Source organism: Streptomyces sp. NPDC027185 (genome assembly GCF_055567035.1).
Map to the genome: position 1 here is coordinate 62,958 of NZ_JBVHRF010000010.1, position 16,827 is coordinate 79,784.

Genomic DNA, 16,827 nt, shown 5'->3' on the forward strand with positions numbered 1-16,827 from the left:
CCTCTTCGCCGCTCCGCCCCGCCCCGGTCCAGGGCTCTCCCGGCCCGCCCCGGTCTGGTCCAGGGCTTCCGCGGCCCGGTCCGGTCCGGGAAAGCCCCTGATGCGGGACGCACTCCCGGAAATCCTCCGGAAATACCGGCCACCGTCACCTGCATAGATATATTCCGCTCCCCAGGCTCTGCATATAAAGCTACGACGGGTGGTGAGACGGGCGCGTTCTTCCGGCTTCTGCTGCCGGGCCCTCCGGTCGACTCGAAGGGAAATGGTGGACCTCTGGTGCCGCCCTTCGCCATCCGCCCAACTGGTAAATCCGGCGCGAATCCCGCCGTCGCATTACCCACCGTAACGCCGGTTCCACCTTGCGTGGCTGAAGCGTTCTTCCTTACTGTCGGGTAAGGAGTCGCGTGGCCCTCGCGCGTCACCCCGTCAGGTTCTCGCTCGTCATCCGAACGCGGTTATCGGGATTCGCCGGGGAGGCAATGCGGTATCGAGAATTAGGAATCTGTCAACGTCCGCCGGTGAGGCGTCGTCGGCGCATGGCGCTCCCGTCCGCTGCCGGATCCAGGTCCGCTCCGAGTGGGGATTTACGGCCACCCCGCCCCGGATTATGTCTCTGACCTGCGGGGAAGCTGCCAGGTGCCGCAAGGCGGGAGCGGTCTCCCCGCGCCGCCGTCGCCTGCGCGGCCGGTGTTCCGGGGCCGTCGGAAGAGGGGACGGGGGCATGTCCCTGAAAGAGGGCATGTGGGTTCGGTCATGTCCCTGGAGGGTGGCTTTGTGCGCGTACCAGGAAAGCGGTGGATGAATTGCTCGCGGAGCGTGAGGGGGTATTCGGATGTGCCGTACCGGCATTTCGGGAAGTGAATTCCACCGGGCCTCCGCGCCCGGTTTTTGCTGCTTTGGCTCTCCTGTTCGATAGCAGCACATGGGGGGATGCGTGGCACGGCGAGAAGTAAGCAGGGCGTTAACTCCCGGAGAACTGTTGACAGTCAAGATTGGCCAGTCCTACGGTTACGGCGCCCGGTCACCTGGCTGGCAGCGCGGTTTCCGGTAAAGGCGAGCAGGGCTTTCCTCCCACCCGTGCATTCCCTTTATCCGCCGCGTGCACCACTCATTTCCCACGACAGGAGAACTGATATGCCCGCCGCTCTGCTGGAAGACTTCGACCTCGACATCCGTGAGCTCTTCGACGAGGAGGCCGGCGTCGAGACCGGTGCTCGCGCCGAGACCGCCCCGTCCGCCACGCTCATGACCTGCTGCTGCTGAACCACCGGCAGTACCGGGGCCCATCGGCACAGCGCCGCCGGGCCCCGGACCTTTTTGAGCCGTACCCGGTAGCGGCCCGGGCCCCGGTGCCGGGCCGCCCCTCAGACGAGGAGCACGCTCAGGTGTCCCAGCAGTCCCTCTTTCATCCCGCCGGTATCGGCATGCTGCGTGCCCCCGTCCGTCCGGTGGCGGCGGCGCGCGCCACCGTCCCCGTGCCGGGGGCCGAGGGGGACGACCGGACCGTCGCCCCGGCGACCGCCCTGCGCACGCTCGCCGCCGACCCGCTGCTCCGGGAGGCTGTCGAGGTCGCCAGCCCGTCCCTCGCCGGGCTGCTCGCCCGGATCGTCGACGACGGGCAGGACATCGACCCGGAGCGGACGCACCGCGCCGTCCGCGCGCTCGCCGCCTACCGCCTCCGGATGAGCACCCGCGCCACGCCCTTCGGCCTGATGGCCGGTGTCGCCCCGGCCTCCTTCGGCGCTCCCGCCGGGACCCCCGCCGACCCCTCCGGCACGCGCCTGGGCACCGCGCACCGCCGCGCGGTCCGCCCCGACCGCGCCTGGCTGACCGGTCTCGTCACCGAATGGGAGCGGCGCCCCGGCGTGTTCCGGCGGCTCCCCCTCGTGGCCAACGCCCTGTGCCGGGTCCGCGGCGACCGCCTGATCCTGCCTTACCTGCCGCAGTCCGCCGACGAGGACGGCGCGGAGCACGGCGCCCGGCACGCTCAGGGCGTCAGCCTGAAATATTCGCGGGTGGTCGCCGCCGTCCTGGAGCTGGCCCACCGGCCCGTCCCGGGCTCAGCGCTGGCGGCGGAGCTGGGGAAGCGTTTCCCGGGGGCCACCGAGGAGGCCGTCGACAACCTCCTCGCCCAACTCATCGGCAAAGAGGTCCTGCTGACCGGTGCCCGGCCGCCGTTGGAGGAGACCGACCCGCTCGGCCACGTACTGCGGTCCTGCGCCGCGGTGGACTCCGAGGCGCTGCCCGAGCTGGTGGAACTCGCCGCCGTCCAGAAGGAGATGGCGTATTACGCCGGGCGGCCTTTCGGGGACGGGCGGGCCGAACTGCGGGCGGTCACCGACCGGATGCGCAGGCTGCGCCCCGGCACCGATCTGCTCCATGTCGATGTGGCGCTCGACGCCCGGGTGCGGCTGCCGGCCTCCGTCGCGGAGGAGGCCGCCCGTGCCGCGGCGCTGCTGTGGCGGCTCTGCCCGGACGATGGCGGCCCCGCCCACCTGCACGAATACCAGCAGGCGTTCCTGGACCGCTACGGCACCGAACGGGACGTCCCGCTCACCGAACTCCTCGACCCGGACACCGGGCTGGGGGCGCCCGCGGGCTACCGGCGCCCTTCGAGCACCCGCGCCGTGCCGCCGTGGGAGCCCGACCGGGACCGGGACCGGATCCTCGCCGCCCTCGCGCAGGAAGCGCTGCTGTCCGGCGCGTCCGAGGTGGTGCTGGACGACGACCACCCCGCAGTACGGCTCCTGGCGAAGGACACCGGCAGGCCGCCGGAGTCGCTGGAACTCCTCGGCCATCTGCACGCCGCCGACCCGGAGGCGCTGGCCCGGGGAGACTTCCGGTTCGTACTGGCCAACGCCGTGCCCCAGGCCGGACGGCTGCCCGGCCGGTTCGGCTACCTCTTCGACGGGCCGGACGGGGACGCCGTCGCCGCGCTGGCCCGCTCCGGCGGCACCGCGGCCGATCCGGAAGCCCTCTCCGCCCAGGTCGCCTTCCGGCCCAGCCGTCCGCGCGTCGCCAACGTCTCCCAGGCCCCGCGGTGGCTGGATCGCCTGCTGCCCGTCGGCTGCTTCGCCGACCCCGGCGACCCGGCCGTCCTGGACCCGCGTGACCTGGCCGTACGGACCGATCTCGAACGCCTCCACCTGGTGGAGCGGACCACCGGCCGGCCCGTGCGACCGGCCGTCTTCCACGTCCTCAACCAGGAGTGGGACATGCCCAACATGGCCCGCTTCCTCTGCGAGATCGCCGACAGCGGGCGGCGCCGCTGGCAGTCGTGGAACTGGGGCGGCGCGCTCGTCCTGCCACGGGTGCCGCGCGTCCGCTACGGCCGCGTCGTACTCTCCCCCGCGCGCTGGCGGCCCGAGGAGACCCTGCGCGACAGGACCCTGCCCTTCGAACGGTGGTGGGAGCTGTTCCGTGCCTGGCAAGCGCGGTGGCGCGTCCCCGACCAGGTGCAGGTCGGCCGGTCCGACCGCTTCGTCCAGCTCGACCTGACCTCGCCCGGCCACCCGCGGCTGCTGCGGCACGAGCTGACCCGTAAGGAACCCTGCGAGATACGCGAGACCCCCGCCGGCTCCGCCGGACTACCCGACGGCTGGCTCCAGGGGCCGGACGGCCCGCACCACGCGGAGGTCGTCGTCCCGCTGCGCGCCGCCCCCGGGGCGCTCGCCGAGGACGCGAAGCCGCGTACCGCACGCCGTCCCGCACCCCGCCGCGCGCCGGGCACCGTCCACCTCCCCGGCGGCGAATGGCTGTACCTCTCCCTCTACGCTCCCGCGGACCGCCACGACGAACTCCTCGCCGCCCACCTCTCCCCGCTCCTGGAAGAGCTGCCGGACGAGGTGGACCGCTGGTTCTTCCTCCGCTACATCGACGAGAACGGCCCCCACCTGCGGCTGCGCTTCCACGGCCCGGCCGCCGCGCTCGCCCGCGACCTCCAGCCGCGGCTCCACGAGGTCACCACCGCACTCCACACCGCCGGACTGACCCGACGGGCGCTCTGGGACACCTACGACCCGGAGCTGGAGCGGTACGGCGGCCCGGAGGCGATGGCGGACGCCGAGCGGGTCTTCCACGCCGACAGCGTCGCCGTTCTGGAGCACCTGCGCCGCCGCCACACCCGGCGCGAGCGGACCGAACCGCTGCTGGTCGCCGCCGCGGGCTTCGCCGATCTCGCCCGCGCCTTCCACCCGGTGGACGGGACGGCGCCCTCCGCCGGGGCCGACTGGCTGCTGCGGATGATCACCAAGGACGAGGAGCGGCAGCGCGCCTTCCGCGAACGCCGTACGAAGGCCCTGCCGCTGGTGGACCCCTACCGGGCAGGCCCGGAGGACGGCGCCGACGACGCGCTGCGCGCCCTGTGGCAGCGGCGCGCCGAGGCCACCACCCGCTACGGGGCCCTCCTCCGGGACCTGGGGGAGGAGAACTGGTCGGACCCCGACCACGTCCTCAGCTCCCTGCTGCACATGCACCACAACCGCCTCGTCGGCGTCGACCGCCCCGGCGAACTGCTCGCGCACGCCATCGCCCGCGGCGCCGCGCAGGCCCACACCGACCGCAGGAGGCACATCCGGTGACTTCGACCGGCGCCCCCGCCGCCCAGGACCTCCGTGCCCGCTCCGCCGCCGCGGCGTTCGAGATCGCCGAGCGGCTCGCCGACCCGCAGAGCCCGGTCGGGCGGACCCCCGGCCCGGCACCGTCGAGCCTGGACGACGGCCATCCCGCGATGGCCCTGCTCTGTGCCGAACTGGGCCATGAAAAAGAGGAGTTGCGCCACGCCGCGCATGCTCACCTGTCCGCCGGGGCGGCCCTGCTGACCGCCGTCCCGCCGCAGGCACTCTTCCGCGGTGGCGTACCGACCCTCGCCTTCGCGGCCCATGCGGCCCGCCGGACCCTGGACGACTACGCCGGTCTCCTCGCCCGTCTCGACACGGCGCTCGACCGCATCACCACCCATGCCCTGCACGAGGAGAACGCCCGCTTGGACGTGGGCCGCGCCGGGGTCGGCTACTGGCGGTACGACCTGATCAACGGCATCACCGGACTGGCCCGCCTGCTGCTGCTCCGGTACGACACCCACCGTGAGACGGTGTCCGAGGCGCTGACCTATCTGATCCGGCTCACCCGCCCGCTGGCCCGTGACGGCGTCTCCGTACCGGGCTGGTGGTGCCACGAAGGCCCCGGCGCTCCCGGGGAACCGCATCCCGAACACCCCCACGGCCACGTCAACTTCGGCCTCGCCCACGGCATCAGCGGCCCCCTCGCCGTCCTGGCGACCGCGCTGCGCGAGGGGGCCGTCGTCCCCGGACTGCGCACCGCCGTCACCGACCTCACCGCCGAACTCCTCGCCCACCGCACCGAGGCGGGTGGCTGGCCCGCGCTGATCCCTTTGGAGCGGTACGGCACCGAACCGCCCGAGCCCGGCCGGACCGCCTGGTGCTACGGCACCCCGGGCACCGCCGCCGCCCTCCACCGGGCGGGGCGCGCCCTGGACGACGCGGAGCTGTGCGCCCTCGCCGCCGACGCCCTCGCCGACGATCTCGACCGGCCGCGCGGCGTCACCGACCACGCCTTCTGCCACGGCCACGCCGGTCTGCTCCACCTGTGCCACACCCTCACCGAGGAGACCGGGCACCCCCGGCTCACCGCCCACCGCGACGCCCTCGCCGCCAGGCTCCTCGCCGCGTACGACCCCGGGCTTCCCTACGGCTTCCCGGAATCGGCCACGGAAGGCGACGGCGCCACGGACGCCCCCGCCGGCCCCGGTCTCCTCACCGGCGCCGCCGGGATCGCCCTCGCCCTCCACGCGTACGCCACGGACGCCCCGCCGCGCACCCCGTGGGACGCGGCCTTCCTGCTGCGCTGAGACGGCGGGGCCGGGCCGCGGGTAACGGCTCAGCCTTCCGCGTCCGGCGCCCGGCCTTCCGCGTCCGGCGCCCGGCCTTCCGCGTCCGGCGCCCGGCCCTCGGGCTCCGCGGCCCGTCCGAAGCGCGCACTCAACTCCCTTGCCGCCACGCGCAGTTCGGGAGGCCCGACGATCTGGAAATCCGCCCCGAGCGTGCCCAGGACCATCGCCGGCCACTCCAGCGCGTCCGCCGAGAACACCACCCGGCAGCGCCCGTCGTCCGTCTCCTCGACCGTGCCCCACCGGCCGATCCGGGCCCGTACGGTCTCCGCCGGGGCCTCGATCAGCGCCTCGGCGCGGTAGGGGCCCGGCCGTTTGTCCAGTCCGGCGCGGACGAACGCGGCGGCGTCCTCGGCGGGCAGCTCCCGTGGCCGGAACCGTTCCCCCGTGCAGCGCGGCCCGGTCATCCGGTCCACCCGGAAACTGCGCCAGTCGTGCCGCATCAGGTCGTACGCGACGAGGTACCAGCGGCGCCCGGGGCAGACCAGCCGGTGCGGTTCGACGTGGCGTTCGGTGCGGCGGCCGTCGGCGGCGGTGTAGGAGAACCGCAGTGCCTCGCTGTCCCGGCAGGCCAGCGCCACCGTGGTGAGCGCCCCCGGCTCGACGCCCGCGGCGGCCGGACCGCCCCAGTCCGCCGGGACCGTCATGGCCCGCAGCGCCTCCACCCGCCGCCGCAGCCGCGCCGGCATCACCTGCACCACTTTGGCCAGCACCCGGACCGACGATTCCGCGATGCCCTCCACCGCGCCCTGCGCCGCCGCCTGGAGCCCGACGGCGAGCGCCACCGCCTCCTCGTCGTCGATCAGCAGCGGTGGCAGCGCCGCGCCCGCCGCGAGCTGGTAGCCGCCGTCGACGCCGCGCCGCGCCTCGACCGGATAGCCCAGCTCCCGCAGCCGGTCGACGTCGCGCCGGAGGGTGCGGGGGGAGACCTCCAGCCGGTCGGCGAGTTCGGCGCCCGGCCAGTAGCGGTGGGTCTGGAGGAGGGAGAGCAGGCGCAGGGTGCGGGAGCTGGTGTTCGCCATGCCCGCGATTCTCCCCGCCATTGCGGACGGAAAGTGGCCGCAATGGCTCCTAACGTGGTCGGCGTACCGAGGAACGAACCGCTCGGACGGCCCGCCCGCACGCGCCGTCCGGTGGCCCCGCCGCACACCTCGTCCGGACGCGCGCCGCCCGGACGCCCGCCGACGAAAGGGCGCGGACATGACCGCCGAACAGCAGCACACCACCGAGCAGACCGCCGCACAGGCCGTGACCGGGGAGCGCGCCGACCTGCTGGCCGCCCTCGCCAAGCAGCGGCACTTCCTGCGCTTCACCGCCCGCGACCTCACCGACGAGCAGGCCGGAGCGCGGCCCACCGCGAGCGAACTGTGCATCGGCGGGCTGATCAAGCACGTCACCGCCGTCGAACGGGCCTGGGCCGGCTTCATCGTCGAAGGCCCGTCCGCGATGCCCGACTTCACCGCGCTGACCGAGGCCGATCTGGCCCGCCGCGCCGATGAGTTCCGCGTGCTGCCCGGCGAGACGCTGGCCGGCATCCTCGACGACTACGCGAAGGTGGCCGGGCACACCGACGGGCTGGTGGCCACCCTGCCGGACCTCGGCGCCGACCACCCGCTCCCGGAGGCGCCGTGGTTCGAGCCGGGCGCCCGCTGGTCGGCCCGCCGGGTGCTGTTCCACCTGATCGCCGAGACCGCCCAGCACGCCGGGCACGCCGACATCATCCGCGAGACCCTCGACGGTGCGAAGAGCATGGGCTGAGCCGCCGGCCCGGCCCGTGTCGGCGCCGTCCCGGGCCGGAACGCCGTCAGGGGCGTGCGCCGGTATGACGCACGCCCCTGAGCCGTTCCCCGGAGCGCCCCCGACCTGTCGGGGGCGCCGGAGATCTCACTTCCCTGCGGTCCGCTCCAGGCGGTCGCGCCACCAGTCCACCGTCGCCCCGACCTGCTCGTCGATCGGCGTGTGCCGGACGCTGAACTCCGCCTCGTAGGCCGACGCGTCCATCACGAAGCCGCGGTCGAACTGGTACCTGACCTCCTTCAACTCCCGCAGCATCGGGGAGAACAGCCCCCCGAGGAAGAGCGCGAGCGGCGGCACCTTCTTCACCTCGACCGGCTCCGTACCGGCGTGCCCGGTCAGCCGCTCGACCATCTCCCGCGCCGAGCGGGCGGTCGACGTCGGTACGTGCCAGGCGCGGCCCAGGGCCCGCTCCTCACCCGCCACCTCGACCATCGCCCGCGCCACGTCGGGAAGGTACGTCCAGCTGTGCGCGGCGTCCGGGTCGCCGAGCGCCGAGACCGCCTTGGCGGCCAGCAGCCGGGGCAGCACCCGCCCGGCCAGATGGCCGCCGTCGGTGACACCCGGCCCGAAGAAGTCCGAGGCGCGCACCTCGACCGCCCGGATCCGCCCGGCGTCGTGCAGCTTCTTCGCCTGCTCCCAACCGGCGGCCCGCGCCCGGCCCTTGACGCCTGTGGCCGCCAACGGCAGCTGCTCGGTCAGCACCCCGTCGACCGGCCCGTATCCGTAGAGGTTGCCCAGCATGACGAGGACCGCGCCGCTGTCCTCGGCCGCCGCGCAGACCGACGCGGTGAGCGCGGGCCACTCGCGCCCCCACCGCTGATAGGGCGGCGCGGCGCACTGGTGGATCACCTCGGCGCCCCGCACGGCCTCCTTCAGCCGCTCGGTGTCGGCCGCGTCGCACGCGACGTGCTCGATCCCGTCCTCCGGACCGCGTCCCGTGCGGGTGACGACCCGTACCGTGTGGCCCTTCTCGACGAGCAGCCGTGCGGTGGCCGCCCCGGCGGGCCCGTACCCAATGACGACATGAATGCTCACGCGGGCACAGTAACGCGCGGTCCGCGGCGGGCAACCTCCCTCGTCGCGGACGATCTTCAACTGCCGTGCACAGCAGGCACATTCGGCCATCGCGTCCGCCTCCGTGGCTCCCCGCGCCCCACCCGTCGCGGTCCGCGGCGGGCGGGCCGGCCACCTGCGTGCGGGCCTCTCCCGGAATCTCCTCACCTGCGAACCGGCGCCGGACCGGGGCGTTCCGTCGGCGCGAGGGGCCCGGTCCGTACCCCCGGGCCCCGCCCGTACGGGAGGTCAGGACCGGCCGTCGGCCCTGTCCGGTATCCGCCGGTGCGGACGGGCCGCGGCCCCGCCCGCCGGAGCCGAGGCCCGCCGACGACCGGAGAGGTAGGGGGTGCTTAGGGGGTGGACAGGGGTCTCGTACGGCGCTTTCGGGAGGTTGGTTACCTCTGCGGAGCCCGTCGTGAGGAGCACGTCGCGGGCCGTTGGGCGTGAGGAGTTCCCGTTGAAGAGCGTGCTGGTGACCGGGGCCGGGAACGGCATCGGCCGGGCGTCGTCGCTGCGGCTGGCCGATGCCGGATACGAGGTGTTCGCGGCCGTCCGTACCCCGGAGGAGGCCGAGCGGCTCACGGACGAGGCGGCACAGGGTGCGGCGCGGCTGCACACCTTCGTCCTCGACGTGACCGACGCCGAGGCGTGCGCGGCGGCGGTCGCGGAGATCGGCGACCGTACCGGCGCCGGCCCGTGGGGCCTGGTCAACGCCGCCGCGGCGGTGACGGCGCGGGCGGTGGAGGAGACCGACGAGGCGGAGATCCACCGGCTGCTGGAGCTGAACCTCCTCGCCGCCGGACGCCTCGCGCGGCTGGTCCTGCCCGGGATGCGCGCCCGTGGGGCGGGCCGCATCGTCACCGTCTCGTCGGTGTCCGGCCGGGCCGTGCTGCCGTGGCTGGGCTGGTACAGCGCGAGCCGGGCGGCCGTCACGGCGATGACGCACGCCCTGCGGATGGAGACCGCCGGGACGGGGATCCGGGTGGTGCTGCTCGAACACGGTGTGCACCTCACCGGGCTGCTGGAGGAGGCGGCCGGATCCCTGGAGCGCCCCAGCACCGTCTCGCCCGACTTCACCCGCTCCTACCGGGCGGCTGCCGCGGCGCTGCGCGACCGCGCCCGGTACACCCCCGCCGGTGAGCCCGCCGCCGCCGTGCACCGCGCCCTCACCGCACCGCGCCCGGCGGCCCGTTACGTGGTGGGTCGCGACGCACGTGTCGGCGCGGCCCTCGACGCCTGCCTGCCCTACCGCTGGGGCGACCCCCTCAAGCGCGCCCTCCTCGGCCTCACCACCCCGCGGCCGGCGACCCGCGCCCTGGCCGGGGCGTTCCGGCTGCCGCGGCTGTGAACGGCGGGCCCCGGTGCGCGCCGGGCGGCTTGAACTCCCGCTTCCACTAGGGGTGATGGGCGCACCCCCTAGTGGACGGCGGGTGCGCGGATAGGGGGAGGACAGGGGGTGGAAGGGCGGTACCTCCGCCGTTCCGGCTCGTTCTTCCCCGCACGACGGCACGTGACGTGCGTGCCGTACGGACCGAGGAGAGATGTGCGATGACGGCGGTGAATGGTGTGGCGGGCCGGATATCCGAGACGGACGGCGCCCCGCGGGACGCGGTGGACGGCCTTCCGGGGCGCGGCGGTGACAGGCCCGCCCCGTACAGCCGGATCTCCCAGGTGACCGTCCATCTCCCGGAGACCGTGGAGACCGTGGAGGAGATCGAGGAGCGGGTCCGCGCGAACAGCCCCGGCATCCGCGTCCCGTCCGGACTGCTGCGCCGGATGTACGGGATGGTCGAGCGGCGGGTCGCGCCCGAGGGGGAGCGCCCGTCCGATCTCGCCGCCCACGCGGTCAGGAAGCTGATGGCGGAGGCGGGCACCGCGCCCGACGACATCGACCTGCTGATCTACTCCGCGGTGGGCATCGACACCATCGAGCCCGCCAACGCCCACATCGTGGCCGCCAAGACCGGCCTGACCTGCCCGGTCTTCGACGTCACCAACGCCTGCAACAGCGTGCTGAACGCCGTGGAGGTCGCCGACGCCCTCATCCGCGGCGGCGGCTACCGCCGCGTCCTCATCGCCTCCGGTGAGATGTGCACCCGCGTCACCCGCTGGTCGTTCGCCGACACCGAGGAGTTCCGCACCGGCGCCGCGTCGCTGACCTGTGGTGACGCCGGTGCCGCGGTGCTGGTGGAGGCGTCGGACACCCCGGGCATCACCGCCGGCACCTCCCTCGCCAACTCCCAGGGCTGGACCGCCGCGACGGTCTTCAACCCGTACCAGGTCATGGACGAGCCGGCGCATCTGAGCATCGACTCCGGGCGGCTGCTCGCCTCCTTCGACGGGCTGCCCGAGGGGATCATGCAGTGGATGAAGGAGCGGGGCGACTCGCTCGACGACGTCGACCTGATCTGCGTGCACCAGCCGTCCGTCGCCTTCGTCGGCGCCTTCTGCGACCGGGTCGGCATCTCCGCGGACCGGATCCTGCCGACCTTCCCGCACACCGGCAACATCGCCTCGGCGACCCTCCCCCTCCAGCTCGTCCGCGCTCAGGAGCAGGGGCTGCTGCGTCCGGGCTCGCGGGTGGCGCTCTTCGGCATCGCCAGCGGCGCGAGCATGGGGGTCATCCTCCTCGACTGGTGACCCCCTTCACCCGGGGCGCCGCCCGCCTCCCCTGTGTACGGCGGCGCCCCGACCGAGGGCGCGGGCGGACCGGGAAGCCCCGGCCCGCCCGCGCCCCCTAGGGGTCAACTCCCTTGATTTCAGGGTTACTTCAGGTACCCGAGCACTGTCATCATCCCCGACTCCGAGTGATAGACGTTGTGGCAGTGGAGCATCCACAGACCGGGGTTGTCCGCGTCGAAGTCGGCGTGGACGGTCCGGCCGGGAAGCACGATCGCGGTGTCCTTGCGGGGGCCCGAGGAGCCGAGGGAGAAGGTGTGGCCGTGCAGGTGCATCGGATGCCACATCGTGGTGTTGTTGACGAACGACAGCCGGACGCGTTCGCCCGCGCGGACGGGGTGGCGCCGCGCCGGGTCGTAGCGCTCTCCGTTGATGGCCCAGTCGTACTTCTCCATCGAGCCGGTCAGCCGCAGTTCGATCGTCCGGTCCGGCTTGCCGCCCTTGAGCCGCACCGACGCGTCCGCCGTCAGCTGATCGGCCCGGAGCAGTTTGCCGTCCAGCTCCTTCGGGCGCGCCGAAGCCTTCGGCGCCGCGCCCCCGCCGGAGCGCAGCAGTGCCCGCGCCGCCTGCTTCTTGCCCTCGGCGAGCGCGGTGAGCGGGAAGACCCCGTCCTTGACGGTGACGAGCACGTCGTACCGCTCGCCCATGCCCAGCAGGAGAGCGTCCGTCCCGGCGTGGGTGACGGGGAAGCCGTCGGTGTGGGTGACGGTCATCCGGTGGCCGCCGAGGGCGACGCGGAAGGCGGTGTCGCCCCCGGCGTTGATCAGGCGGATCCGGACGCGGTCGCCGGGCTCGGCGCGGAAGGTCTGCGGATCGTCCGCCGTCCTCCCGTTGACCAGGTAGTACGGGTAGGCGACGTCCCCGGCGTCCCCGCCGAGCAGGTCACTGGTCGCGCCCATCATCATCCGGGGCGGGCCGGACGGACCGGGCCCCTTCCGGGCGGCGGCCCACGACGCGGTGGTCACCCGGCCCGCGCCTCCGGGGCGGCCCAGGCCCATGTCCATGCCCTCGTGCTCCATGTCCATGCCGCCGTGGTCCATACCGTCGTGGTCCATGCCCGGCATGCCCTTGCGCAGCTCGGCGAGGACCGCGTCGGGGGTGCTGCCGTCGACCCCGTCCACCCAGTCGTCGAGGACGACGACCCACTCCTTGTCGTACCGCAGCGGCTCCTTGGGGTCCTCGACGATCAGCGGCGCGTACAGCCCGCGGTCCTGCTGGACGCCCGAGTGCGGGTGGAGCCAGTACGTGCCGGGGTGCGCGGTGGCGAAGCGGTAGGTGAACGACGCGCCCGCCTTGACCGGCGCCTGGGAGAGCCCCGGTGTGCCGTCCATGTCGTTGCGGAGGGCGAGCCCGTGCCAGTGGACGGAGGTGGACTGCGGCAGGTGGTTGGCGAGTGTGGCCTCCAGGGTGTCGCCGGCCGTCACCCGGATCTCCTTACCGGGCAGCTCCTCCCCGTACGACCAGCTGCGGACGGTACGCCCGCCGAGGTCGAGGGCGGACGGCGTGGCGGTGAGCCGCACCTTGCGGACGGCGCCGGGCTCGCGTGCGGACTCCGCGGCGGCGACCTCCTTGCCGTCCGGCAAGACGTAGTCGCGGGCGGCCGGGCCGCCGTGCCCGGAGTGGTCCGAGCCGGAGCCGGAGCCGGAACAGGCGGCGAGCAGACCGCCGCCGGCCAGGGCGATGCCGGCGCCGAGCGCGGTCCGGCGGGTGGGGGTACGCATGGGGAAATGCACCTCGTATCGGTGTGCTGCGAAAGAGTGGGCGGACGCGTACGCCGGCCCCCGCGGCCTGCCGGGACGGCGGCCGGGGGCGGCGGGGCGCGCTCCTACAGGCGCAGCACCGAGGCTCGGGCGAGGAGTATGCCGTGCGGGGGCGGCGGGATCGGCCGCAGCGCGTGCGCCGGCCGGGCGAGCGTTCCGGCGGGCCCGTCCGCCGACCGACGCGCGAAGGCGGCGCCGAGCAGTACGAGGGAGGCGGCGGTGAGCACCGCCAGACAGATGGCTGCCGGGTCGGTCCCGCCCGGAGGCAGCGGCGCGTGCGCCCGTGGCACGGCGCCGTCGGAGAGGCGGGCCGGGCCCGTGTCCGCCGCCGTGGCGCCGGAGTCCCGTCCCGCCGCGGCGCCGTCCGCGTGCACGGTCCCGTGGGTGAGAGGCATGGGGGACATACGGCCGGACGTCATCGCTGCCGGCCCCGGGCCGTGGTGTGCCGCGGCGCCGCTCCCGGAGGCCGGGGAGGCGGGATGCTCGGCGCAGTGGCCGAGGCTGTGCATCGCGACGATGCCGAAGACCAACGCGGCGAAGAGCAGCAGCCGCCCGCACCAAGCGGTGACCCTCCACTGCCCGGCCACTGCGCGACCTCCCCTGCCTCCGTCGACCCGTCGTCCCTGGATCGTACCGGGAGGGGGTATACGGAGGGCGTAACGGGGCGCGGCACGGCACGGGCACGGCCGGTGACCTGGGGCGGCGGGAGAGCGGGCCGGGGCGCGGGGCCGGACGCGCCACCGGAGGACCGCATCCTCGCGCGGGCCCCCGTCCTCACGCGGGCCCGGGAGCCGCGTGCGGCGCAACCGCACCGGCGGACGTGCGGAGCACGGCCGGGCGTGTCCGGGGCCTGCCACCGGGCAGGCCGCGCCCCCACGACGAGGGCCGCACGGGCCCATGACGGGGGAGCCGCCCCGCCCCGCCGGGAAGCCCGCACACCCGCGGCGGGGCAGGTACTCACCCACCCCACCGCAGGCCACCGTCGGCTGCCGACCTGCCGACCTGCCGACCTGCCGACCTGCCGACCTGCCGACCTGCCGACCTGCCGGCCCGCCGACCCGCGACCCTTGGGTCCGCCAGCCGCCAGCCGCCAGCCGCCAGCCGCCAGCCGCCAGCCGCCAGTGGCCGCTGGCCGTCAGCCGCGAGCCGTCAGCCGCCCCCCGCCGGCCTGGCGGTCCGCCGGCCCCCGGGCCGTCCGCCCGTCCTCTCCTCAGGCCGCCACCGGCTCCGGATCCGCCGCCCGGAGCCGGCCCGTGCGGGCCAGGGCCGCGACGGCGGCGGCGCAGCCCAGGCCGGTCGTGGTCAGCACCGCCCAGGTCAGCCAGCGGGCGTCATGGCGTACCGCCCAGTCCCACAGGGCGCCGGTGGCGAGGTTGCCCAGGGTGATACCCAGTCCGGAGACGGTGTTGTAGAGGCCGTAGTGCGTGGCCACCAGGCGGTTGCCGGACAGCGAGACGACGGTCTCCATCTCGAACGGATAGACCACCGCCCCGGCCGCCGCCAGCACCACCACCGCCGCCACCAGCGCGGCGAGCACCGCCACGGGCGAACCGCCCACGACCGCCAGGGGCACGAACGCCGCGCCCATCAACGCCAGCCCCCACACCAGCGCGCCCTGCGGACTCCACCGCTTCCGCGCCCAGCCGGTCAGCCGCAGCTGCCCGCAGACCGCCACCGCCGCGGAGACGACGAAGAGCCCGCTGGTGGCCTTCGTCCCCGCCGACCCCAGGGCGGCGTCGGCGGCCAGCGGCAGCGCCAGATAGATCTGGAAGGTCAGCACGTACGAACCGATCATGGCCAGCGAGAACAGCAGGAACGGACGGTTGGCGACCACCTGCCGCCACTGCCGCAGCACGCCCTCGGGCGCCGCGCCCGCGGCCCCGCCGTCGCCACGGCGCTGCGGCAGCGCCCGCCACTGGAGCGCCGTCAGCGCCGCGAAGACGGTGGCCGCCACCGTGCACACCAGCCGGAAGTCCACCGCCAGCAGCGCCAGTCCGACCAGCGGGCCCAGCAGCATGCCGCCCTGGTAGCAGACGTTGAAGGCGGCGAAACCCTCCACCCGCCGCTCCCCGGTCTCGGCCGCGAGATACGCCCGCACGGCCGGGTTGAACAGCGCCCCGGCGAACCCGGTCGCCGCCGACGCGACGATCAGCGCGGGCAGCGCGTCCACCCACCCCAGCAGGGCGAACCCGCCGGTGCGCAGCAGGCACCCGGCCATGATCGGCACCTTGTAGCCGAAGCGGTCGGCGAGGGTGCCGCCGATGAGGAACATCCCCTGCTGGGAGAGGTTCCGTACGCCGAGCACCAGGCCCACCGCCCAGGCGGCGAGCCCCAGTTCACCGGCGAGATGCGCGGCCAGATAGGGCATCAGCATGTAGAACGCGAGGTTGATCGCGAACTGATTCGCCATCAGCAGCTGGGCGCTCGGCGGGAACGAACGGATCGTCCTCAGCAGCGTCGTCACGGCGCCACCACCGGGGTACGCGCCGGGTCCGCCACCGCGCCCGGACCCAGCGGATCGGTCACGGTGGTGCACCGCGTCCAGGAGATGACGGCGCGCTCCCCGGTGTGGCCGATCTCCTCCGGCGCGTCCGGCGGCGCGGCGCCCAGCAGCCCGTGCTCCCGGCAGTACGGGTCGGAGAAGACGGTGCCGGTGTAGCGCTGCGGACCGTCCGGGAAGACCGCCGCGATCCGCGCCTCGGCGGGCAGCACGGACGCCAGCCACCGCGCCGTCAGCGCCACCGCGCCGACGCTCCAGCCCCCGGTCGCGTAGTGGCAGCGGGCCAGCCGCCGCGCCGCCCACACCGCCTCGGGGGCGGCCACCCAGTGGACCTCGTCGAAGAGGCCGTAGGCGACGTTCCGCGGATGGATGCTGCTGCCCAGCCCGCGCATCAGCCGGGGTGCGGCGGGCTGCCCGAAGATCGTGGACCCGGTGGTGTCCACCCCGACGATCCGCAGCCCGGGGAAGAACTCCCGCAGCACGGACCCCACCCCGGCGGAGTGCCCGCCGGTGCCGACGCTCACCACCAGCGCGTCGATCCGGCCCAGTTGGGCGACGAGTTCATGGGCGAGCGGCCGGTACGCGGCCACGTTGTCGGGGTTGTGGTACTGATCCGGGCACCATGCGTCGGGCCGTCCGGACATCAGCTCGGCGACCCGCTCCCGGCGGGCCTGCTGCCAGCCGCCGACCGGATGCGGCGCGTCCACCAGGTGGACCTCCGCACCGTACGCGGCCAGCAGCTCCCGCATCATCGGCTCCATGCCCGGGTCGGTCACCACATGGACGGGGTGTCCGTAGGTGATCCCGGCCAGGGCGAGCCCCAGCCCGAGGGTGCCGGAGGTGGACTCCACGATCGGCGCCCCGGGGCGCAGTTCGCCCCGGCGCCGGGCCTCACCCACCATGTGCAGGGCGGTACGGTCCTTGATCCCGCCGGGGTTCGCGCCCTCCAGCTTCGCCCAGAACCCGCGCTCCGGGCCGGTGAAGGGCTCACCCACCCAGATCAGCGGGGTGTTGCCGACCAGCCCCGCGGGCGTCCGCGCCGACGGGGCGGACACGGTCGGCAGCGCGGCGGGCGGGCAGGGGGACGTCATGGCACTGACGGTGTTCATCGTCGTTCTCTTTCCGAC

12 protein-coding genes are annotated in these 16,827 nt (G+C 74.5%); 6 read left to right on the forward strand and 6 right to left on the reverse strand.

What is annotated here, in order from left to right; genetic code table 11:
• Positions 1 to 1,134 precede the first annotated feature (1,134 nt).
• The 3 genes from ACZ4M8_RS27685 to ACZ4M8_RS27695 all read left to right on the forward strand — a co-directional run bounded on the left by ACZ4M8_RS27685 (position 1,135) and on the right by ACZ4M8_RS27695 (position 5,869).
• Positions 1,135 to 1,263: a hypothetical protein gene (locus tag ACZ4M8_RS27685; protein ID WP_467612051.1), complete on the forward strand. Its 129-nt coding sequence runs from the start codon at positions 1,135 to 1,137 to the stop codon at positions 1,261 to 1,263.
• A gap of 122 nt (positions 1,264 to 1,385) precedes the next feature.
• Positions 1,386 to 4,580 (forward strand): lantibiotic dehydratase, encoded by a 3,195-nt coding sequence (locus ACZ4M8_RS27690; RefSeq protein WP_467612054.1) that lies wholly within the window; start codon positions 1,386 to 1,388, stop codon positions 4,578 to 4,580.
• Positions 4,577 to 5,869, forward strand: coding sequence for a lanthionine synthetase C family protein (locus ACZ4M8_RS27695; RefSeq protein WP_467612057.1), 1,293 nt, complete (start codon positions 4,577 to 4,579; stop codon positions 5,867 to 5,869). Before ACZ4M8_RS27690 ends, ACZ4M8_RS27695 begins: the two co-directional genes overlap by 4 nt.
• Before the next feature lie 29 nt (positions 5,870 to 5,898).
• On the opposite strand, the gene ACZ4M8_RS27700 is transcribed toward ACZ4M8_RS27695, so the two are convergent.
• Positions 5,899 to 6,930: a helix-turn-helix transcriptional regulator gene (locus ACZ4M8_RS27700; RefSeq protein ID WP_467612060.1), complete on the reverse strand. Its 1,032-nt coding sequence runs from the start codon at positions 6,928 to 6,930 to the stop codon at positions 5,899 to 5,901.
• 178 nt (positions 6,931 to 7,108) lie between these two features.
• On the opposite strand from ACZ4M8_RS27700, the gene ACZ4M8_RS27705 reads away from it, so the two are divergent.
• The gene (locus ACZ4M8_RS27705; protein ID WP_467612063.1) at positions 7,109 to 7,666 is read left to right on the forward strand and encodes a DinB family protein; all 558 of its coding nucleotides are present in this window, start codon (positions 7,109 to 7,111) and stop codon (positions 7,664 to 7,666) included.
• A 126-nt stretch (positions 7,667 to 7,792) separates the two neighbouring features.
• Here ACZ4M8_RS27705 and ACZ4M8_RS27710 read toward each other — a convergent pair whose 3' ends face one another.
• A complete protein-coding gene (locus ACZ4M8_RS27710; RefSeq protein ID WP_467612066.1) occupies positions 7,793 to 8,740 on the reverse strand; it encodes an NAD-dependent epimerase/dehydratase family protein in 948 nt (315 codons plus the stop codon).
• A 487-nt stretch (positions 8,741 to 9,227) separates the two neighbouring features.
• Between ACZ4M8_RS27710 and ACZ4M8_RS27715 the strand changes: the two genes are divergently transcribed.
• Entirely contained in the window at positions 9,228 to 10,109 is an 882-nt protein-coding gene (locus tag ACZ4M8_RS27715) for an SDR family NAD(P)-dependent oxidoreductase (protein ID WP_467612323.1), read from the forward strand.
• A 200-nt stretch (positions 10,110 to 10,309) separates the two neighbouring features.
• The gene (locus ACZ4M8_RS27720; protein ID WP_467612069.1) at positions 10,310 to 11,401 is read left to right on the forward strand and encodes a 3-oxoacyl-ACP synthase III family protein; all 1,092 of its coding nucleotides are present in this window, start codon (positions 10,310 to 10,312) and stop codon (positions 11,399 to 11,401) included.
• A gap of 125 nt (positions 11,402 to 11,526) precedes the next feature.
• Here the strand turns inward: ACZ4M8_RS27720 and ACZ4M8_RS27725 are convergent, their stop codons facing one another.
• From ACZ4M8_RS27725 to ACZ4M8_RS27740, 4 genes are all read right to left on the reverse strand, one after another.
• Positions 11,527 to 13,161 carry a multicopper oxidase family protein gene (locus ACZ4M8_RS27725; protein WP_467612072.1) on the reverse strand — a complete coding sequence of 545 codons (1,635 nt, stop codon included), beginning with the start codon at positions 13,159 to 13,161 and terminating at the stop codon, positions 11,527 to 11,529.
• 104 nt (positions 13,162 to 13,265) lie between these two features.
• On the reverse strand, positions 13,266 to 13,787 hold the full coding sequence (locus ACZ4M8_RS27730; RefSeq protein ID WP_467612075.1) for a hypothetical protein: 522 nt from the start codon (positions 13,785 to 13,787) through the stop codon (positions 13,266 to 13,268).
• 623 nt (positions 13,788 to 14,410) lie between these two features.
• Positions 14,411 to 15,664, reverse strand: a complete 1,254-nt coding sequence (locus ACZ4M8_RS27735) for an MFS transporter (protein ID WP_467612078.1) — start codon at positions 15,662 to 15,664, stop codon at positions 14,411 to 14,413.
• A complete protein-coding gene (locus ACZ4M8_RS27740) occupies positions 15,661 to 16,791 on the reverse strand; it encodes a PLP-dependent cysteine synthase family protein (protein ID WP_467612326.1) in 1,131 nt (376 codons plus the stop codon). The genes ACZ4M8_RS27735 and ACZ4M8_RS27740 overlap by 4 nt, the downstream gene beginning before the upstream one ends.
• Between the last annotated feature and the right edge of the window lie 36 nt (positions 16,792 to 16,827).